The sequence below is a fragment of the Blastopirellula sediminis genome (assembly GCF_020966755.1).
In the GTDB taxonomy this organism is placed as follows: Bacteria; Planctomycetota; Planctomycetia; order Pirellulales; family Pirellulaceae; genus Blastopirellula; species Blastopirellula sediminis.
The window spans coordinates 2800020-2820232 of sequence record NZ_JAJKFT010000010.1 but is presented as its reverse complement, the minus strand read 5'-3'; the positions used below and the strand labels follow the sequence as shown (position 1 = coordinate 2820232).

The 20213-nt window shown below is 60.2% G+C and carries 14 protein-coding genes; 9 read left to right on the top strand and 5 right to left on the bottom strand.

Going from position 1 to position 20213, the window contains the following annotated elements; genetic code table 11:
* The first annotated feature begins 352 nt into the window (after positions 1–352).
* Positions 353–2017, top strand: a complete 1665-nt coding sequence (locus LOC68_RS23145; RefSeq protein WP_230223143.1) for an alkaline phosphatase — start codon at positions 353–355, stop codon at positions 2015–2017.
* 113 nt (positions 2018–2130) lie between these two features.
* Positions 2131–4059, top strand: coding sequence for a uroporphyrinogen decarboxylase (gene hemE, locus LOC68_RS23140; RefSeq protein ID WP_230223142.1), 1929 nt, complete (start codon positions 2131–2133; stop codon positions 4057–4059).
* A gap of 158 nt (positions 4060–4217) precedes the next feature.
* Here hemE and LOC68_RS23135 read toward each other — a convergent pair whose 3' ends face one another.
* From LOC68_RS23135 to LOC68_RS23125, 3 genes are read right to left on the bottom strand one after another with little or no spacing between them, the layout of a single operon-like run.
* Positions 4218–5000 (bottom strand): WecB/TagA/CpsF family glycosyltransferase, encoded by a 783-nt coding sequence (locus LOC68_RS23135; protein ID WP_230223140.1) that lies wholly within the window; start codon positions 4998–5000, stop codon positions 4218–4220.
* Positions 4997–6400: an O-antigen ligase family protein gene (locus LOC68_RS23130; protein WP_230223138.1), complete on the bottom strand. Its 1404-nt coding sequence runs from the start codon at positions 6398–6400 to the stop codon at positions 4997–4999. Before LOC68_RS23130 ends, LOC68_RS23135 begins: the two co-directional genes overlap by 4 nt.
* A 46-nt stretch (positions 6401–6446) precedes the next feature.
* Positions 6447–7928 (bottom strand): hypothetical protein, encoded by a 1482-nt coding sequence (locus tag LOC68_RS23125; RefSeq protein ID WP_230223136.1) that lies wholly within the window; start codon positions 7926–7928, stop codon positions 6447–6449.
* Between the two features lie 407 nt (positions 7929–8335).
* Between LOC68_RS23125 and LOC68_RS23120 the strand changes: the two genes are divergently transcribed.
* From LOC68_RS23120 to LOC68_RS23095, 6 genes are all read left to right on the top strand, one after another.
* Complete coding sequence (locus tag LOC68_RS23120) at positions 8336–9445, top strand: GNAT family N-acetyltransferase (RefSeq protein WP_230223134.1); 1110 nt, start codon at positions 8336–8338, stop codon at positions 9443–9445.
* A 33-nt stretch (positions 9446–9478) separates the two neighbouring features.
* Positions 9479–10366 (top strand): polysaccharide deacetylase family protein, encoded by an 888-nt coding sequence (locus LOC68_RS23115; RefSeq protein WP_230223132.1) that lies wholly within the window; start codon positions 9479–9481, stop codon positions 10364–10366.
* A complete protein-coding gene (locus LOC68_RS23110; protein ID WP_230223130.1) occupies positions 10363–11916 on the top strand; it encodes a lipopolysaccharide biosynthesis protein in 1554 nt (517 codons plus the stop codon). Before LOC68_RS23115 ends, LOC68_RS23110 begins: the two co-directional genes overlap by 4 nt.
* Entirely contained in the window at positions 11913–13121 is a 1209-nt protein-coding gene (locus tag LOC68_RS23105; RefSeq protein WP_230223128.1) for a glycosyltransferase, read from the top strand. The genes LOC68_RS23110 and LOC68_RS23105 overlap by 4 nt, the downstream gene beginning before the upstream one ends.
* 130 nt (positions 13122–13251) lie before the next feature.
* Positions 13252–13869 (top strand): lysophospholipid acyltransferase family protein, encoded by a 618-nt coding sequence (locus tag LOC68_RS23100; protein ID WP_390623401.1) that lies wholly within the window; start codon positions 13252–13254, stop codon positions 13867–13869.
* 11 nt (positions 13870–13880) lie between these two features.
* Positions 13881–14906, top strand: a complete 1026-nt coding sequence (locus tag LOC68_RS23095) for a phosphatidate cytidylyltransferase (RefSeq protein WP_230223124.1) — start codon at positions 13881–13883, stop codon at positions 14904–14906.
* A 157-nt stretch (positions 14907–15063) separates the two neighbouring features.
* Here the strand turns inward: LOC68_RS23095 and LOC68_RS23090 are convergent, their stop codons facing one another.
* Positions 15064–18945, bottom strand: a complete 3882-nt coding sequence (locus tag LOC68_RS23090; RefSeq protein WP_230223122.1) for a family 10 glycosylhydrolase — start codon at positions 18943–18945, stop codon at positions 15064–15066.
* A gap of 165 nt (positions 18946–19110) precedes the next feature.
* Between LOC68_RS23090 and LOC68_RS23085 the strand changes: the two genes are divergently transcribed.
* Positions 19111–19635 (top strand): GrpB family protein, encoded by a 525-nt coding sequence (locus LOC68_RS23085; RefSeq protein ID WP_230223120.1) that lies wholly within the window; start codon positions 19111–19113, stop codon positions 19633–19635.
* A 194-nt stretch (positions 19636–19829) separates the two neighbouring features.
* Here LOC68_RS23085 and LOC68_RS23080 read toward each other — a convergent pair whose 3' ends face one another.
* Positions 19830–20162 carry a hypothetical protein gene (locus LOC68_RS23080; protein WP_230223118.1) on the bottom strand — a complete coding sequence of 111 codons (333 nt, stop codon included), beginning with the start codon at positions 20160–20162 and terminating at the stop codon, positions 19830–19832.
* Positions 20163–20213: the final 51 nt, after the last annotated feature.

The following is a 20213-nucleotide window of genomic DNA, read 5'->3' as shown; positions in this document are numbered from 1 at the left end:
GGAAAAGATGCCGCGCAACAGCGAAAGGAGGAGTCGACGCAAGTCGTTGACTGTTTACGACCTTATGGTAGGGGCCTGCTGGATATCGGTCAACGATCTGGCAGATGCGCGGCAAAGTTTCTACGGTTTTTTAAGTAGATCATTTTGGGGCGCCTTTTCGCGTTAACGGCGAGCCGCAAACCTCGATATTTTCGGGGGACAACAACGCATTTCTTCGCAAAATGAACTAGATTTCTTCACTTTTACGACAAGAGACGTCCGGTAGAGTCATTTTCGGAAAAGTCTTCCCAACTATAATTTTCGGTTTGCCCTCCAGCCTTAGCCCTCCACTTTCATTCCTTTAGGTGTCGCTTTGGACCGCAAGTTCTTTGCCGTATTGCTTTCGTTTCTGCTCGGCGTGATTGTCTCGACCGCTTTCGGCGGCGACTACATCCATCAGCTTCAAGAGCAAGGCATTACTACTAACCACTCGGATGCGGCTCACTGGGGTCCCGATGCGCAGAAGTACAGTTCGTGGACGAGCCACTCGAATCGCCTGATTCCGGTCTATACCTTTGGAACCAAAGGACAACCGGCCGGCATCGATCTGAACAGCTATACCGGCGAAAACAGCGTCTACCGTAGCGAAAACAAGCTCCGCGGCATCTTCGGCAAGCCGACCGAAGCGACCGTAAACCCCAACGCCGACTACATGGATCAAACCAACATCTTTGATCTGCAAAAGGCGGCGCTCGACGCAGGCAAGAAAAACATCTTTCTGGTCGTCTTCGACGGCATGGACTGGCAAACGACCCAAGCCGCGGCGATCTGGAACACGCAAAAGATTCCCTACACCGAAGGTCGTGGGAAAGGAACGCACTTCCAGGAATACGCCGCTGGCGGCACCACGCAGTTCGGTTTGATGGTGACCAGCCCGTTTTGCGATGACGCCGATTTCGACGTCAACAAACAAATCGTCAAGAGCGCCGGCGGCGGACTCTTTGGCGGTTACGACGTCACGCAAGCCGGATCGGGTCCCTGGGAACAGCCGACCGACATCCTCTATCTGATCGGCAAGTCGAGCACCAAGGATGGCGTGAAGCACTCCTATACCGACTCGGCCAGCAGCGCGACGAGCATGATGGGAGGCATTAAAACGTACAACGCCGCGATCGGCGTCGGCCCGCATGGCGAACGCCCGAAGACGATCGCCCACCTGGCCCAAGAACAAGGTTACCTGGCCGGCGCGGTCACCAGCGTGCCGATCAGCCACGCGACCCCTGCTTCGTCGTACGCCTACAACGTGACCCGCAACGACTACCAAGACATCTCGCGCGACATGCTCGGTTTGCCCTCGTCGAGCAACCCGAAAGATCCGCTTCGCGGCTTGGACGTCGTGATCGGCGCCGGATACGGCGTCAACGCGCCCAACGACAAAGGCCAAGGCAAAAACTACGAGAGCGGCAACAAGTACCTGGCCGACGAAGATCTGAAGAAGGCGAATATCGACAACGGAGGCAAGTATATCGTCGCGACTCGCACCCCCGGCGAAGATGGCAAACAGGTTCTCGACGCCGCAGCCGCCAAAGCGGCGAAGTCGGGCGAGCGACTCCTCGGCTACTTCGGCGTCGGCGGCTCGGGAGACGGCGCCGGTCACTTGCCGTTCCGTTCGGCCGAAGGGGATTTCCATCCGGCGATCGGCGTCGCCAAGAAGGCGATCGCGTATGACGAAGCCGACCTGAAGGAAAACCCGACGCTGGTCGACATGACCAAAGCGGCGATCGAAGTTCTCTCGAAAAACGACAAGGGCTTCTGGCTGTTGGTCGAATCAGGGGACGTCGACTGGGCCAACCACTCCAACAACATCGACGCGTCGATCGGCGCCGTCAACAGCGGCGACGCTGCGGTGAAAGCGATCACCGATTGGGTCGAAGCGAACAGCAACTGGAACGAGTCGGTTCTGATCGTGACCGCCGACCACGGGCACTACATGTTCCTGGACAAGCCAGAACTGCTGATCCGCCCCGAAAACCGCTAGAATCCCGCCCAAACTTCCCCTGGGGTCCCCCCAACGACGAAACGCCCGGTTGCCCGTACAATTGAACGCTTACGGGCGTCAGTGTTTCCGTGTTCGACCGGGGAATCGAATTGATGGCATCGGGAAAAAGCAGTTTCGAGCAGCTTCGCGTCGCGTCGTTTGAAAGTCGACGGGGCGAAGAGATGGGATCGCTGATCGAAAAGTTCGGCGGCCAGGCCTTCGTCAGCCCCTCGATGCGTGAAGTTCCGCTCGACGAGAACCGGGACGCGATCGACTTCGCCAACCATGTCATCACCGGCCAGATCGACGCCGTCATCTTCATGACCGGCGTCGGCTTTCAGCACCTGATGAAAGCGATCGAACGTCACGTCGATCGCCAGCAGTTTCTGAACGCTCTCTCCGACATCCCCACGATCGTCCGCGGCCCCAAACCGATGGCGGCGATGAAAGCGGAAGGGCTGACGCCGACGATTCGCGTTCCCGAACCGAACACATGGCGCGAACTGCTGCAAACGCTCGACGCCCAGTTCCCGATCGCCAATCTCAAGATCGGCTTGCAGGAATATGGCGTCGTGAATCCCAGCTTGATCGCCGGTCTGGAAGCCCGCGGCGCCGAAGTGGTTCAGCTGCACGTCTACGACTGGGACTTGCCGCTCGACACGCAGCCGCTCGCCAAGAACCTGGAACGAATCATTCGCGGCGACATCGACGTCGCCATGTTCACTTCGGCCAATCAGCTGAACCATCTGCTGAAGCTGGCCGAACAACAGCGCCGCAAAGACGAATTGCTCGCGGCGCTGCGCAGCATCGTCATCGCCTCGGTTGGACCGACGATGAGCGAACGTCTCCGCGAGTTCGGCCTGCCGGTCGACGTGGAGCCGATCCATCCCAAAATGGGACCGCTGGTCGCTGCGGCGGCCGAACAGTCCCACGCTATTCTCGTTCGCAAAAAACAAGTGAGAGCCGTCTTGTCCTCCAGCACGCCCCAGGCCGATCCCCGCACCGCCAAATGGTACGACAGCCCGTTCATGAAAGCCTGCCGTCGCGAGCCGACCGACGTCACGCCGGTTTGGCTGATGCGTCAAGCGGGACGCTACATGGCTGAGTATCGCGAAGTGCGAGCCAAGACCACCTTCCTGGAGCTCTGCAAGAATCCGCAGCTCTGCAGCGAAGTGATGTGCACCGCGGTGAAGAAGCTGGGCGTCGACGCGGCGATCATCTTCTCCGACCTGCTGCCGATTCTCGAGCCGATGGGTCTCGACCTGGAATACGCCCACGGAGAAGGCCCGGTCATTCACAACCCGGTTCGTGAAAGCGCCGACATTGATCGCGTGCTCGAACTGGAAAGCGCCGACTCGCTCCACTATGTGATCGAAACGGTTCGTCAAACGCGAGCCGACATGCCGGAACATATCCCGGTCATCGGTTTCGCCGGAGCGCCGTTTACGCTCGCCAGCTATGCGATCGAAGGGGGCGCGAGCCGCAACTATCTGTTCACCAAGACGCTGATGTATCGCGACCCCGACGCGTGGCGAGCGCTGATGGAACGGTTGGTCCGCGCGATCACCGTTTACCTCAACGCTCAGATCGCCGCCGGCGCGCAGTGCGTGCAGATCTTCGACTCGTGGGCTGGCTGCTTGTCGCCGGCCGACTACCGTCGCTATTTGCTGCCGCACATGAAAGAGATCATCGCCGGCATTACGCCGGGGACGCCGATCATTAACTTTGCGACCGGTAACCCGGCCTTGTTGCCGCTGTTGGCCGAAGCCGGCCCGGCGGTCGTCGGCGTCGATTGGCGAATTGGCCTGGCCGATGCGTGGAACACGATCGGCGAGAACTATGCGGTGCAAGGAAACCTCGATCCGGTCACGCTGCTGGCCGACCCGCTCGAAATCCGCCGCCGCGCGAAAGAAGTGCTCGATCAGGCCGCCGGACGCCCTGGCCACATCTTCAACCTCGGCCACGGCATCCTGCAACAAACCCCCGTCGACAACGCCATCGCGCTGGTCGACATGGTGCATGAGATGAGTGCGAAGAAGTAGAGAGCGTCAACGTCTTCCCACTAGCCCGCAGCGCAAGCGAGGGAATGCGTGCGCATGAAAAAGACGAATGTCGAAGCTCTTGCGACATTCGTCTTTGAGGCTTTATTATTGCCGTCCAACCGCATTCCCTTGCTTGCGCTGCGGGCTAGTGTCCTTGGCTAGTACTGCGGCTCTTGCGTACCGCCGACATGCAGCCACTCGCGCCACACCAGCGTCGGAAAGACGATCGCGTCACGCACGTAGCGGCGGACGAGACGGCGAGGATCGACCAGCATCCGGTGGAGCCATTCGATTCCCCCTTGCTGCATCCAGCGGGGAGCGCGTTGTTTTTCGCCAGCGAGGAAGTCGATCGTCGCGCCGGCACAGACCGCCGCTTTGATCTTCAGCTTGCTGTGATGGCGAGCGATCCAGAGCTCTTGCTTCGGCGCCCCCAGGCCAATGACCAAAAGTTGCGGCGCTGCGGCGTTGATCATCTCGATGATCCGCTCGTTTTCCGCTTCATCATGTTCGAATCCAAGGGGCGGGCTGTAGGTGCCGCAGACCGTCACGTTTGGCCAGCGCTGTTCGATTTGCGCGGCGGCTCGCTGCGCGACGCCTGGAGCGGCGCCTAGCAAAAAGACCGACAGCTTTTTCTCTTCGCTCGCGGAGGCGAAGAGGTTCGGCACCAGGTCCGATCCGGCCACGCGCTCCGGCAGCGGTTGTCGCAAGAAGCGAGACGCCCAGACGACCGGCCAACCATCGGCCAACACCCACCGCGCTTCGGCGTAGGCGGACTGCAGGCCAGGATCCTCTTGCAGCAGCACAGCGTGATCGACGTTCGGCGTCACCACATATTGGGCGGTCGAATCGGGCGAATCGATTTGGCGCCAGATTTCGCTCACGACTTCCGGCATTCGTAACGCGTCGATCTCGACGCCGAACAGTTTCACGCGGCGGCTCATGTTGTTCTTCTTTCCATCACGATCGGCGTCGGTTGTTGGCGGCTCGCAACCTGCGAGATTTTTGCCGCTGGGGCGACAACCGGGTCGAATTGTTGCTTGATTCCCATCGCCATCCCAGCGACGCAGAAGATGAGTAAGTGGTCAATCGGCGTGTAGGTGATTTCATGGCCGAACATCTGCATCCACGAAATCACGATCACCCCCAGGAACAGGATTCCCAGCGATTTGGCCCACGGCGGTTCTTGTCGATGGGCGAGCGTCCATCCATCGCGGGCCCAGTAGTAGTACATCGCCAGGAACGGGATGAAGCCGACAATGCCGAGGTCGACCAGGATGCTCAAAAAGGTGTTGTGGTGGTCGTAGTCGCGGATCGATTCGAGGACCAAATCGACGTTACGATCGCCAAGATAGTCAAGCTTCGCCGCTTTGAACTGCGTAAATCCATGCCCGACGATCGGACTGTCGAGGAACATCTTCCACGAGACATACGCGAAGCTGGCCCGCATGCTGACCGAGTTCCGCGTGTCCTTCACGGTTCCTTCCCGCTTCAGCCCGATAATGCCGTCCATCTTCGACAGACCGCCGAGCAGCGCCACGGCGAAGAGACTCGCGATTACGATCGTGCGAGCTCGACCTTGCAGCGTCAGCCAAAGGACCACCAGCAAACTGCCGCCGGCGCCCAGCCAGACGGTGCGGGTCTTGGTGAAGAAGACCGCCGCCAAAAAGACCGGCAGCAACATGTAGAGGAACGGCCGCCACTTGGCGCCGATATGATCACGCAAAATCCAGACCGCCAACAAGCAGGTCGACAGATAAACGCCGTAGCTGACCGACTGCACCATCGGACCGCGAGCGCGACCAAAGTGGAGCCCGATCTTCGGATCGGCGATGTAACGCGGGAAGAGAAGCCCGTATTGTCCCAAGCCTTCGAGCACGCCGGTCACGGCGAGATAAACGCCGAACAGCACAAAGAAGACCAGGATCTGGCGGACCGACTTTTCGGTGTAATCAAGATTCCGCGCAACCACGTAAAGGGTGAGTGGAATCAGATAGCCGTTCAAAAAGTGCTGAATGACCAGCGACTCGCCGCCCCACGGGAGAAAGCAGCTGTTGATAAAGATTACCCCCATCAGCGTCGCGATCACGTAGTCGATCGTCATCCACGGGCGAAGCTTCACTTTGCCAAGCTTCCACTGCACGATGAAGGCGCCGACCAGTCCGACTAGCGCCAGACGATCGATCGAAAGATTGATCCCGGCGTTGAATTCGAAGAAGAGCACGCCGAAGGTCGACGTGCAAACCAACAGCGCCATGCAGCCGTGCAGCAGCGAGCCGCGGATCATCCAGATGGTTCCCCACAGGAGTCCGGCGATCGCCAGGATGGCGTAGATGGCGGTCATGAAGCGTTCAGTTCAACGGGGGCGATCGTCGCATGCCCGCGCACTTCTAGCGCGAACCTGCCTGCGACGCACGTTTGGCGAGATGTCTCAAAGCGTCGGTAAAAGATAGTTTGCGGATCGGCTGCAGGTCCGTTTCGATGCGGGCCCCATTGACCGCTCCCTGGTGGATCGGCGCCGATTGGACCGGTTCTACCAGTTGTGCGGGATTGATCGTCAGGAAGAGGAGACCAAATCCGCATACCAATCCGCCTACCACCCCGGCGACGACGATCGCCTTGCGGCTCGGTCCGATCGGATAGTCGCTTACCTCCGGCAAGCCGACGCGGGTCAGCAAGCTGGTCGCATGAGCTGCAGCGAGCGACGACCGAGCGTCAGACAGATTGCGCTGCACTTCGGCCAGCTTTTCGCTTCGCTGGCGGACTTCGCTTTCGAGGTTGCCGTAAGAAGCCCGTACTTCGGCCAGATGAACCATGCGATCGCTCACCTGGTCGCGCTGTTTCGTATAACCTTCGATCCGCTGTTTCAGGACGCTCCGTTCCGCCTTCAAACCACGGACGGCGACGGCGATTTCCTTGAAAAGGTGATCGCGTACTTCACTTTCGGCCCCCAGGGCCGACTGTACCGACGGATGATCGGCGGTACGCGTTCCTTGCAGTTCCGCAGTACGGAGTTGAGCGTCGACCAGGCCATCTTTCAGGCGGCGCAGAGCCGGCTGCGAATCGAGCAAGCTATTCGGCGTGGCGAGCAATTCCTGCGGATTGGCGGCCGCCGCTTCCAGCAGCGCCAGCAGTTGATCGTTCGACTGTTGTTGGTCGCGAGCGGCACGCAGTTCCGCTTCGACCTGGACGAATTGCTGCCGCAAATTACCGTCTCCGGAGCCGGATTCGTTCAAAATCCGCAGTTCGGCCAGATCGCTGCCGACTTCTCCTTCCAGCTTCGAGAGTTTCTCGGTGGAGCTGTGCAGAACCGCAGCGGCCAAGCGTTCGCTCTCTTCCAGCTCGGCGACGACGCTCTGCGCTTTGTGATCGCGAACTTGTTCGAGTTGATAATCGAGTTCGTCGCAGAGCGTGGTCGCGAACAGCGCGGCCCGCGACTGCGTTTCGGCTTCGACATGGATCAAGAAGATTTCGGTGGTGCCGAACTCGGTGCCGGAGGGAGAGCCGACCGAGATGTAATTGCGATAGGTGGCGATATCGTCGGCAGTCGGCCATGCGTCGGGCGATTGGCCGAACAAACCGGTCGGCGGAGCGCCGATCTTTTCGAGCGTCCGCGTGACGACTTCTCGCGAGCGGGCGATCGTCTGGATCGTCTCTTGGGCGGTCTTCATATCTTCCGGCCGAGCGAAGGCGCCAGGTCGGTCGAGTCCGCCGATCGAGATTTCCCGCAGCACCAGCGTCTGCGAGGCGGACCACATCTTTGGTTTCAGGAGGGCGTAACCGACCGCCGCGATGGTAATAACGGCGGCCGGTACGATCCAGCGGTATCGGTGGGCGAGCAGGAGGGCGAGGATTTTGGGCGGGTCGATCATGGCGAATAGCCGGGGGAAAGAGCACGATTTAGGAGCGGGCCCAGACGCCACCTGACTTGGCGGCGTCTCGGTCAACTCCAACCCAGTTCGTGCTGGACCGATAATGCAGGCAGCGTGCCAAGACGGCCAGGCGACCACGCAAACGCCCACCTAAACCACTGCAAAGAAACGACTTAACGTTGTTCTGCACGCAAATATACCGAGAAAACGGCCCTTCCGTGACGTTGCTTTTTCGCCACGTGATGATTCGGCGAAACGCCCCTGTTGCGTTTTCGCAACATCACGCAGGTGACATTTTGTTAATTCAATTTGCATTTAGGTGACCATGGCGAATTGTTGTGTATCGGCACGACGTTTCCGAATCGGAACGACGCTCTGTCGGTACGCCCCACCCCCTTGGTAGCGATATGCGCGTCGAACGCCTGACTACATTTACGGACCTGATCTCCCGTCCGACCGACTGGTCGTCGCTGGTACGTGGTGTTCCGTTTCGTCGTCCCCAGTGGCTCGCTTCCTGGTGGGACAGCTACGCGCCGGGCGAACTTTATCTGCTGACCGTTTACGACGGCGATCGTCTGGCCGGTCTGCTTCCTCTGTATCGCACTCGTTCCGCCGCCAAGGGGAACATGCTCCGTCTGGTCGGCGACGGCGAAGTCTGTACTGACTACTGTAGCGTCTTGGCGACGCCGGAAGATCTGCCGCGCGTATGTGCGGCGCTTGCCGAGTGGCTGACCGAAGCGGCAACTTCCAGCGGCGACAGCTGGGATCTGCTGGAACTGGAAAACATCGCGGCCGACGACGAAGGCTTCGCCCTGCTTCGCTCCGAACTCGATCAAGCGGGCAACCTGCTGCACGAGCGCGACGCGCTGCAGTGCTGGCGACTGGAACTGCCTGAGACCCTGGAAGCGTACGAAGCTTCGCAGTCGAAATCTCATCGCAAACAGATTCGCCGCTTCTACAAGCGGACCCTCGATACCGATCGCGCCCAATTGCATGTCTGCGACAACGTCAGCGACTTGCCAAAAGCGATGGAAGTGCTGATCGACCTGCATATGCGTCGCCGCCGTAGTCTGGGACAGCCGGGCTGCTTCGCTTCGCCGCAGTTCGATCGTTTCCTCCGTACCGCGGCGGCCGAACTGATCGCAATCGGCAAGTGCGAAATCCTCTGGCTCGATCTGGACGAAGCGCCGATCGCCGCCGAGATCCACTTCCTCGGTCAGCAGATTCCCTACTGCTACCAGGCCGGCGTCGATCCGGAACGTCTGACCGAAGATCCCGGCAGCTTGATGCAGGCTGCGATCATTCGCCGCTCGATCGAGCAGCGTCATACTGCGATCGATTTCCTCCGCGGCGACGAACCTTACAAAGCCCACTGGCGGGCGACTCCGCACCGCTGCATTCATTTGCGTGCGACTCCCAATCGGGCCGCCGCGAAAGTCCGCCATGGATTGTGGCTGGCCGGACAAGAAGTGAAGAACTGGGTTAAGACGGGGCTCAACATCACCACGGCCGAATAACTCGGCCGCGGCGTCCAACCTCCCAAAAACGCTATGAGCATCCTGCGAGAACGACTGATCGACGTCTATTACGGCGCCACGTTGCCCTGGCGACTGCGCTGGAACCATCGACGTGCGCGCGTCGGTTTGTCGCCGGTAATGATCTTGTTTTATCATCGCGTCGCCGACGATAACCCCAGCAGCTGGACGATTTCGAATCGCCAGTTTGAGAAACATCTCGACTGGATCGGAGCTCATTTTGAATTCGTTTCGCTGGAAGAAGCGCAGCGGCGGATCGCCCTCCGCTACAATCCGCGTCCAGCCGTGGCGATCACCTTTGACGACGGTTACGCCGAAAACTGCGAACAAGCGATTCCGCTCCTCGTCAAACGGAAGATTCCGTTCACCTACTTCGTAAGCACCGGCAACATCCTGACCGGCAAACCGTTTCCCCATGAAGCGGACGCCGCGTTCCAAGCGCCGGTCAACACCATCGAACAACTCCGCAACATCTCGGCCGCCGGCGGTGAGATTGGCGCCCACACTCGTTTCCATGCCGATCTCGGCGCGGTCGACAACGAAGACGAGCTATACGACGAAGTCGTGTTGGCGACCCGCGATCTGGCCGCCGAAGTCGGGCAGTCGATTCGCTACTTCGCCTTTCCGTATGGTCTGCCGAAAAACTTGAATGACCGTGCGTTTGAGATGTGCCGCGAAGAAGGGCTCCTCGGCGTTTGCTCTGCGTACGGCGGCTACAACATGCCTGGGGAAGATCCATTTCACCTGCAGCGGATTCATGGCGATCCGGAACTGTCGCGATTGCGTAACTGGCTGACGATCGATCCGCGCAAGCTTTCGGTCCCACGCTACACCCCAGAAGCGATGCGTGCCGTCGCTACGCCGGAGAGCTGCGAGCAGGAAGCGGTAGGGGTGATGGTATGAGCGTCGGCGCTACCTCCGCCTCGGATTCGGTCGCGACCGACAAGCCGCAGATCTCCGCCACGCCGCTCGCCGAGAGCTTGATGCTGCTCGCCGTGCTGACGGTGGTGCAGCGTCTGGTCGGCTTCCTGCGGGGCGTCCTCTTTTGCCGCTGGCTATCGCCAGAGCAACTCGGCCAATGGGACTTGCTGTTCGGCTTCCTGATGCTGGCCGGTCCACTGGTCGTGCTCGGCGTCCCCGGCACCTTCGGCCGCTACGTCGAGTATTACAATCAACGCCAACAGCTGAAAACGTTCTTGAAGCGAACCGGCGTCGTCTCGCTCGTTCTGACGATCCTGGGCTGCTCGGTGCTGATCATCTGGGATCGCCAGGCGGCGATGGTCCTGTTCAACGAAAGCACGTCGTACCAAACGATGGTCGCTGCGGCGATCACGTTAGCGTCGGTCGTCGGCTTCAATTACCTGGTCGAACTCTTCATCGGCATGCGGCAGATGCGCGTCGTGTCGGTGCTGCAGTTTGTGAATAGCTTGATCTTCGCCATCGTTGGCCTGGGACTGATTCAATTCTGGGCGCCAACCTCGATGTCGGTGATCATTTCGTACGGTATCGCTTGTGCGGCGACCTGCATCCTGGGCGCCTACTTCCTGACGAACAAATATCGGCTGCTGCCCCCCGAAACCGAAATCTCCACCCATCGCGAGTTCTGGGCCAAACTGGCGCCGTTCGCCGCGTGGATGTGGATCGCCAATTTACTCTCAAACTTGTTCCTGGTGATCGACCGTTACATGATCGTCCACTTCGGCGGGTTCACGCCGGAACAAGCGGCGGCCGAAGTCGCCAACTATCACAGCAGTCGCGTCGTGCCGTGGCTGATGGCCTCGGTCGCCGGGCTGGTGATCGGCGTGCTGTTGCCCCACTTGTCGGCCGACTGGGAAGCGGGACGTCGCCGCGAAGTGGGCGAAAGCTCGAACTTGATCGTCAAACTGGGCTCGCTCGTCTTTACCGGCGGCGGCGTGATGATCTTGTTGGCGGCGCCTTGGCTGTTTGGCGTCGTCTTTAGCGGCAAGTACGACGGCGGTTTGGCCGTGTTGCCCTGGACCGTCGCTTCGTGTGCGTGGAGCAGCATCGGCGGCTTGACGCTGCTGTACCTCTACTGCGCCGAAAAGGCGAAACTGGTCAGCTTGCTCTATGCGGTCGGTTTGACCTTCAACATCTGCTTGAACTTTCTGCTGTTGCCGCGACTGGGACTGGAAGGCGCCGTGCTGGCGACCGCCGTCTCCAACGGCATCACCTTCTGCGTCGGGCTCAGCCTGTGCCGCCGTTTGGGAATGGAAGTCGACTCGGCGACCTGGATGGCGGTGCTATTGCCGCTGACGCTTGGCTTCGGCCTGATGATCGCCGCGCCGATCTGGATCGTGTGCGTTTGGCAAGCTGCCTGCGGTCGCTCGATCTTGTCGAACAACGAAAAACTGAAAATCGCCGAAGGACTTGGCAAACTCCGCAATCGCTACGCTGGTCGCAATCAACCGGCCCCTCGAGGAGATGCGTTATGAGCCGCTACGTCCGTCAACCGCTCGATCGCCGTGGTCCCTTGCGCGTGATGTTCATCACCACCAGCATGCCGGTCGGCGGCGCCGAGACGCTGCTGGTCAACTTGATTCGGCGGCTCGATCGAACGCGTTTCGCTCCGGAACTTTGCTGCACCAAAGAGCGCGGTCCGCTCGGAGAAGAGCTGGCGCGCGAGATTCCGACGTTCGATCATCTGTTGAGCGGCAAGTATGACCTGCGCGTCCTGCCTCGCATGATCGAGCTCTTCCGCTTGCGCCAGATCGACGCCATCGTCACGGTCGGCGCCGGCGACAAGATGTTCTGGGGACGTTTGGCCGCCTACATGGCCGGAGTGCCGGTGATCGCGTCGGCGATTCACTCGACCGGCTGGCCCGATTCAATCAACTGGCTCAATCGCCGACTTACTTCGATCACCGATCGCTTCATTGGCGTCGCCGATCCGCATGGCAAACACCTGGTCGAAGTCGAAGGGTTCCCGCCGGAGAAAGTTGTCGTCATTCGCAACGGCATCGACACCGCACGCTTTCGCCCGAACGCGGAAGCCCGTCGCAAACTGCGCCGTGAACTGCAGATCTCCGAAACCGCGCCGGTCTGCGGCATCGTTGCGGCCCTTCGTCCTGAGAAAGATCACTGCCTGTTCGTCGCCGCGGCGGCGCAGGTGTTGGAAACGGTTCCCGAAGCGCGATTTCTGATCGTCGGCGATGGACCGGAACGCCCGGCGATTGAAGCGAAATGCCGTGAGCTGGGGGTCGAACGTCAAGTGCTGATGCTCGGCAGCCGGAGCGACATTCCCGAAGTGCTGGCCGCTTGCGACTTGTTCGCGCTGACGTCAAAGAACGAAGCGAGCCCGGTCTCGATTCTCGAAGCGATGTCGGTCGAACTGCCGATCGTCGCTCCGCGCGTCGGCAGCATTCCGCAGGCAGTTGACGAAGGCGCCAATGGCTTGCTCTACCCCGCCAGCGACTTGGCGGCTGTCGCCGAAGCGATGCGAAGCCTCCTGTCGTCCCCCGATCGGATCCGTCAAATGGGGAAGTCGGCCCGCGAAAAAGCGATTCGCTACGGCTCGCTCGAAACGATGGTCGACGGTTACGAAACGCTGATCGAGTCGATCTATTCGGCAAAATACCCGGAATCGGCGGCAATCAGCCCTCACGCCGGATATCCCGGAAATCCTGCGTCTACTGCGTAAGGTCCCACAATTACAGACCTTACAATCTAACGACGGACTATCCCAGGGGAGCGCGGCGCGATACCATAGAGGCGGCGACATTTCCCTTATCGTGATGGGCGGCAGAAGGATCCGCCGCCGCAGAATTGCCGTGGACCTGAATCTCACAGCATCATTTTTAACAGCTCTAACGAAGGTATTCGCGGGCCCTAGCGTGCGCTGGGTCGACTGCCAGCCGGACACCTGTCAGCGGGTTTACTTCGCCAATCATACGAGCCATGTCGACTCGATGGTGATCTGGTCCTCGCTTCCGCCGGACGTCCGCAAGGTGACGCGCCCAACGGCCGCCAAAGACTACTGGTCGCGGGGCTGGTTTCGCCGACATCTGGCCAAATCGCTGAACGCTCTGCTGATCGACCGCGACAAAATCAAAGTGCATCAAAGCCCCGTCGACATGATGATTCGGGAGATCGGCGACAAGTACTCGCTGATCGTCTTTCCCGAAGGGGGGCGAGCGCACAGCGACAGCGGCGAAATCCGCGAGTTCAAAAGCGGCATCTATTACCTGAATAAAAAGCGACCTGACCTGGAACTGGTTCCGGTCTATATGGACAATATGAACCGCATTTTGCCGCGCGGCGAATTCCTGCCGGTACCGCTCTTGAGCCGCGTCGTTTTCGGCGCTCCGATTTGGCTTGAGGAGGGGGAAACGAAGAATGAGTTTCTGGCGCGTGCGCGTCAGTCGGTGCTGCGATTGCGAGACATTTGATCGGCCACGGAATGACTTTGCTTTCTCAAATCTTCACCCTCTTCGCCCAGTCTCCTAGCGGACATCTCCTCGATGGACCGACAGGGGTCTTGTTGGGAGTTGTGATCGGCTGCTTGTTGATCGCCACCGCCGCCGGCCAAGTGCTGAAGCGTCAGCCCGACTCGAGCGTCAATCCGGCGATCGTTCAGGCCTTCATCCATCGCGTCCGCGCATGGTGGCTGATGACCGCGATCCTGGCGGTCACCTTTTTGATTCCAACGCCGGTCGCCACGGTCATCCTGTTCGGGCTGATCTCGTTTTGGGCGCTGCGGGAATTCATTACGCTGACGCCGACGCGACTCGGCGACCATCGCACCTTGTTCTGGGTCTTCTTCGTCCTGACGCCGGCGCAGTACGTGCTGGTTGGTTTGGGTTCGGCCTATTACGAACTATTCGCGATCTTGATCCCGGTTTACGGGTTTCTGTTCGTCTCGGCCCGCATTGCGATCGCGGGCGACTACAAACGCTTTTTGGAGCGTGTCGCCAAGATTCAGGTCGGGCTCTACATCTGCGTTTACGCGCTCAGTTACGCCCCGGCTTTGCTCTACCTCGAGAAGTGGACCAACTCCGACTATTCGACGTCCGCCGGTCTCCTCTTCTTTTTCATCCTGATCGCCCAGCTCAGCGACCTGTTGCAGTTCGTCTGCGGCAAGTTCATCGGCCGCAACGTGATCGCCCCGTCGATCAACGCCAGCCGAACGTGGGAAGGATTCTTCGCCGGCACCGGTTGCACGGCGATCATTGGCGCGGCGCTCTCGCTCACCGGCGCGACTCCGTTTAACTCGTGGCAATCAGCTCTGATGTCGATCGTGATCGCCGTGATGGGCGCCGCCGGAACGATGACGATGAGCGCCATCAAACGAGACCGCGGCGTCCGCGACTACGGCACGCTGGTCGAAGGACATGCCGGCGTACTCGACCGCATCGACGCGATCTGCTTCGCCGCGCCGGTCTTCTATCACATTACCCGCTATTACTTCACAACGCTGGCCGGGTAAAAAACTCCGACACTAGCCCGCAGCGCAAGCGAGGGAATGCGTTCGGACTTCACTGGAAAGCGTCGAGTAGCGGAATGAGATAGAAGCGGGACAAGCTTCTTTTTCAATACGCAAGCACATTCCCTCGCTTGCGCTGCGGGCTAGTGTAGGGCGTCGATTAGAACCGCGGGAAGCGCGGGGTGTATTTGCGGAGCCACTCGAACCGCGACTCTTCTTTCGGCTCGGTCGTCGGCGCCGGACGATCGGGGAGCGTCGCCGTCCGTTCGACTCCCTTCGGCTGTTGCGTCAGCTCCGGCGCGATCGGGACGCGTTGCTGAAGGAAACGGACCCAATAGCTGTCGAGGATCCGGTAGCAGTCGGCGAACTGTCCCTGATGATACTTGCCGTCAGAGAGGGTCCGTAGCTTTTGCAGTTCTCGCTTCTCCCCTTCGCTGAACCCGACGTCGAAGACCTGGACTTCGTCGATCGACACGTCGCCTGCGCCCATCAAGTCGAACCCAATCTTCAGATCATCCAGATTGGCCGGCAGGTCGTAAACGCCATGCTCGAAGATCCGCCAGTTCGGCTCGACGGCCGGGTTTGGTCCGGCGCCCAGCGACAATGGTTGGTAATAGTCTTCGCCGTTCACGTCGCCGTCTACCGAAATCCGCAGCGGCGGCGACAACTGCGCCCGGTTGCTGCGAATCTGCGCTCGTACGAAGAGACGCCCTGTGGCAGGACGTGGAATCGGTTCGCTTCGAATCCACGCGACTCCGCCGGAACTTTCCATCTTCAGCGAGTTGACGCCGTTCGGCGGATTGTCGGTATCGAGCGAAATCTTGGCGTCCTTCGCCGAGTTGAAGGTCCAGCCGGTAAGTCCTTCCCCTTGCTGCGGCGATTCGAAGCCTGGGTTCTTCAGCACGGTCAGCGGCGGAACGCTCCGCAAGCTTCTCAGCCGCAGCGAGAATTCTTTGTTGCTTTGATCAATCGCCGCCAACATCGCCGACGGCAACAACACTTCCGCCGACTCAAACGTCGTAGCGGGCGAATTGATCGCGAACGCTTCCAGTCCATAGGCCGGCAGCGTCAACGACCAGGCGGCGTCTCCGGCCGTCAGCTCCACATTTTCGACCGCCGCCTTACCGAGCGGAGTCGCCGCAGCTGCCGCCGCGTGGCGGACCGTCATGTTCAACGTGATCGGCCACGGCGACGCATTGGCGAAGTAGCAGTAGGTCGTGCCATTTTTCACCACGCGGCGCGCGACCACCGGTTGGACCGGGCTCGGCTTCGACCAGACGATGTCGTCAAATCGATCGCGCGGCAAAGCGGTGATCGTCTGTAGCAGATCGCGCACGACCTCTTCTTCTCCCAGCGGAACCGTCCAGCCACCGCGTAGCAAAAGAGCCGCATCGACGTCGACCAGCGCTTCGATCAGCGGACGCCGCGCCTGGCGACCGACGCCGACGAATTCGGCCGCGATCCACGAATAGTTGTCGGCGCCCCCAAACGGATTCGCCTCATCCAATTTCGTCAGACGCATCGTCGCCGGAACGTGGAATTCGAGCACGCCGCGATTCGCATGTTGACTGTAGGCCGCTTCTTCCTGCGACGCGTTGATCATCTCGTACGCCCCCAGGTTCGCAGGCTCCCCTTCCGGGCGAACGTAGCCGGTTCGCAGCAGAGCGATCGCGTCGCTGGCCTGCAGTTGTTGTCGGCTGACGCCCGCTTCGAGCAGGGCCGCATCGAGCGTCATGTTGCGCGGCAACGTCGGCGCCAGGCGATCGTTCCAGTCGTAGCCGCGGAAAGCGCCGGCGGTATCGAGCATCAATAGCCCGGTCGGCTTCTTGCGACGAACCAGTTGCGCCGCTTCCTCATAAAATTGCGTCAGCTGTTCCGCACGCCAGGCGAGCCACGCTTGTCGATGTTGTCCCAGAATCGCCGTCGAGGGGCGTGGCCCCAGTTCTTCGATCGAATTGGCGATCCGGGTCTCATGCAGAAACCGCGCCACCGTTTCGCGATCCATGCCCCACTTGGCGCCCGGCAGTTGTGCGTAGCCGTTGGCGTTCAATTGCAACGTCACGCCGCCGAACGACGGGTGATGGCCGTAACGCTCGACCAGATCATGCACGACCTGCGCCATCGCAGCACGAACTTCGCTGCGGAGCGGATTGTAATAGGCGCCCTGCCCTCCGGCGCTGCTGACGTCGAGCGCCGTCCGACCTTGTTCGTCGACCAGGTCGAGTCGATTATCGCCGTAGGTCTCGCGTATTTGTTCCAGCGATTCCAGCGGCGCATTGAATTCGATCGCCGGGAACAAGGTTAGGCCTGCTCGATCAAATTGCCGCAGCAGCATTTCGAGCACATCTTTTTGAACCGGGTCGCGCCCATCCAAAAAGTAGACCCCTTTGTCATACTTGGGATTCGTGCGGATCCAGGGGCTGGGGAACAGAGCGGAACCTTCGCTGAGGACCGAGATCGACGCGCCGTTGTAGCCTGCGTGTTGCAGATACTTCACCAGGCGATCCCCTCCTTCGTAGAAGGTGATCCAATCGTCGAGACTGCGCTGCGATACCGGGTTCACGTCTTGCGTCGCCGAGAAGGTATTGCCGAAGAGGGGCTTCTCGTAGTGAGCGATCGCCAAACGGCCGTCGACCAGCGGCTGGGCGGTCGCCGGCGCAATCGCCGCTTGCCCCGCCAATACGCGGATCCGTCCGAAGACCGCCGCTCCTTCTTCGCGACGATTGGTCAGCACCAACAGCGGCGTGGCGCTCTTCGGCCAGAAGACGAGCCGATGCGTTTTCACTTCGCCGGTCTCGCCGCCAACCAGGCCGCGATTCTCCAGTCCTGCGTCGACGCCGATCGGCGAAATCGAGCCAGCGGCGTTCGGCTCAATGACGCTGATCCCCAAACTCTGAGGAATGTCGCTCGGGTATTCGATTTCGAGGATGTGCGGCTGGCCGACATGTTCGATCGCCAGCGGAAACGCATGCCAACCGTCGACCGTCAGTTCGGTCCATTTCCGATCGAGATGGGTCCGCGTCGACGGAGGCTGATTGAACAGCTCGGTCGGCCGTTGGCGACGCCATGGATTGTATTGCGAAAGTCGCGATAGTCGTTGCCACCAACCGGGACTCGCCGGATCGATGTCGACAACCGAACGAAGCGGTCCATCTTCCGACTCCGCCGGCTTCAGCGGATCGATAACGACCAGTTGCACTTTCCGCTCGAGAAGCGGCTTCGCCGAAAAGACAAGGTTGGCCAGTCGATCTTCGACCAGCGTCGCCGTCAGTTCGTAAACCCCTTCTTCTTTCGGCAGCGGGACGGGGAAGGTGGTCGGCAAGTCGACTCCACCGCTCCGATCGGCGACGACCGCTTCGCTTTGCGACCAGATGGCGTCAGTCTTCCTGGCATGACTCAGTTTCAACTCGAACCGTAACTTAGCGCCAAGCGGCAATTGCGGCTGCACCGCCTGGTAGCGGACCGAGAAAGTTTCGCCCGGTGCGAAGACCAGGCTCGACCGATCGAAAACCGGCTGGAGCGCATCCCCCGGCGTACGGCGAATCAGCAGTTGCGTTCCTTGATCGTCAAGCGCGGCGCTATGCGAGCGATCGACCAGCATCTGCAGCGGCACGACGATCGCTTCCGACTTGCCGTCGCTCGATTGGGGATAGATGTGAATTTGCAGCTGCGCCGTTAGCGGCGCGATGACGGTAAGGTCAAAGCCGTCGTAGGCGCGTTCGGTACGATGTTCGATCGCCAGTCCGCTTTCGACCTGGCGAACGGATCGAGCCTCATCCGCTTCCATGCCGAGCAAACGTTTCAGCACGATCTTCCCATCGGAAACGCGAACGTCGCCGTTCCACCGCTGAACCGGTCCTCCCCCCCAAGCGACCCGCAAATCAAGCTGAACGGGTTGGCTGGGATTCTGAGCGGCGGCGAAATTTCCTGCGCATAGCAGCGACCAGGCCAAAAGAATCGGCGCATAGAGACAGACAAGACGCGTACCGCAACGCCGCGCACGTCTCGCCGTCGGACCTCCTTGTCCGGGAGAAAACGCCATCTGCTGGTCGATTTTCAGTTAAAATGCCATCCTAGCAATGGTGAGATACTGGTCGCGGATTATAGGCCAGCACTCCCTTTTACGACTAGAGTGATTGGGGCGACAATCGAGCGAATCGAATCGCAATTGCCGCATGCCGCTAGCACTGACCGAGGAGCGTTCGCTGTGAGCCAACTTGTCTTGTACGCCTATGACCCCCGCTGGCCGCAAGCTTTTGAGCAGATGAAATCGAGCTTGCGGTTTGCGGCCGAAGGGCTGATCTCCGAGGTCGAGCATGTCGGCGGCACCGCAATTCCCATGGCTCCGGCCCGCGACGGCGTGGTCGATCTGCTGGTCGGCGTTGAGAATGCCGAAAAACTAGCCCTGGTCGCTCCCTACATCGAAGGCCTTCGCTTCACGGCCGTCGACAGCCAGCTAGCGGAAGAAGGAGTTCTGGCCGAATACCGTCGCCCGCGTGCCGGCAGCACGCCTGCCTATCGCTTGTTGCTGACTCCGGTCGACGACGATTTCTGGCGACGCGCGATTCAGTTTCGCACCGCGATTTCGCACTGCGGCGGCTCGACCGAACGATATGCGCAGCTGAAACGACGCCTAGCGATGTCAGGCGTCGATGGAGCGCAGTACGAGCTCTCAAAGATCGTCTTCTTCCGCCATATCGAAGAGCAGCAGAGCGGCGGAGAGCTGGAATAGGCCGTTTCGTCAGCAGGAAACGGCAACGCAAGCCGGCCGGAGAGTGGAGAGGCTCGGGGTAGTAGTCATTCGGCGCCCAGTCGCGCGTTCGACAAAGCGCCTCTCGACTCCCCGGCATTCGGCTCACATCGGCGACTTTTGCGGCAACAGGTCCCGCCAAAGTCGCAGGGAGGTATACGGGTAGAAAGCGAGCGTTACGCCATCGCGTCGTCGCTCGAGGCGTCAGCGGACAGACCATCCGGACGAGCGGTGCGCCGACGACGCTTGGTCTTGGTCGTGCTCCACTCTTTGGTGAGCGATTCAAAAACGTCAGGCGATTCGTAGCGAATCACGTTTTTGCCTTCCGGCATCGGGCCGATCAGCCCGCGGAAGATCGGCATGCCGCGCAGACCGAGATCAGTGCTGCAATCTTCGACGCCGACTTGAATGTGCATTTTCAGCAGAGGTTCGGCGGTATCGTAATCTTTGATCCGCAGTTGACCGTTTTGTCCGCGGGTCACAATTCGGTAAGTATCCTTCTTTGCCATAATCCCTGCTCCGCTGGTGTCTCGTCGTTTGGACCGATCGCTCTTGGCGAC

Excerpts from the sequence above, each read along its gene's own strand:
- LOC68_RS23115 (WP_230223132.1), top strand. The coding sequence starts at position 9,479 with ATGAGCATCCTGCGAGAACGACTGATCGACGTCTATTACGGCGCCACG.
- LOC68_RS23130 (WP_230223138.1), bottom strand. The coding sequence starts at position 6,400 with ATGACCGCCATCTACGCCATCCTGGCGATCGCCGGACTCCTGTGGGGA.
- LOC68_RS23135 (WP_230223140.1), bottom strand. The coding sequence starts at position 5,000 with ATGAGCCGCCGCGTGAAACTGTTCGGCGTCGAGATCGACGCGTTACGA.
- LOC68_RS23120 (WP_230223134.1), top strand. The coding sequence starts at position 8,336 with ATGCGCGTCGAACGCCTGACTACATTTACGGACCTGATCTCCCGTCCG.
- LOC68_RS23095 (WP_230223124.1), top strand. The coding sequence starts at position 13,881 with ATGACTTTGCTTTCTCAAATCTTCACCCTCTTCGCCCAGTCTCCTAGC.
- LOC68_RS23110 (WP_230223130.1), top strand. The coding sequence starts at position 10,363 with ATGAGCGTCGGCGCTACCTCCGCCTCGGATTCGGTCGCGACCGACAAG.
- LOC68_RS23125 (WP_230223136.1), bottom strand. The coding sequence starts at position 7,928 with ATGATCGACCCGCCCAAAATCCTCGCCCTCCTGCTCGCCCACCGATAC.
- hemE (WP_230223142.1), top strand. The coding sequence starts at position 2,131 with ATGGCATCGGGAAAAAGCAGTTTCGAGCAGCTTCGCGTCGCGTCGTTT.
- LOC68_RS23080 (WP_230223118.1), bottom strand. The coding sequence starts at position 20,162 with ATGGCAAAGAAGGATACTTACCGAATTGTGACCCGCGGACAAAACGGT.
- LOC68_RS23090 (WP_230223122.1), bottom strand. The coding sequence starts at position 18,945 with ATGGCGTTTTCTCCCGGACAAGGAGGTCCGACGGCGAGACGTGCGCGG.
- LOC68_RS23105 (WP_230223128.1), top strand. The coding sequence starts at position 11,913 with ATGAGCCGCTACGTCCGTCAACCGCTCGATCGCCGTGGTCCCTTGCGC.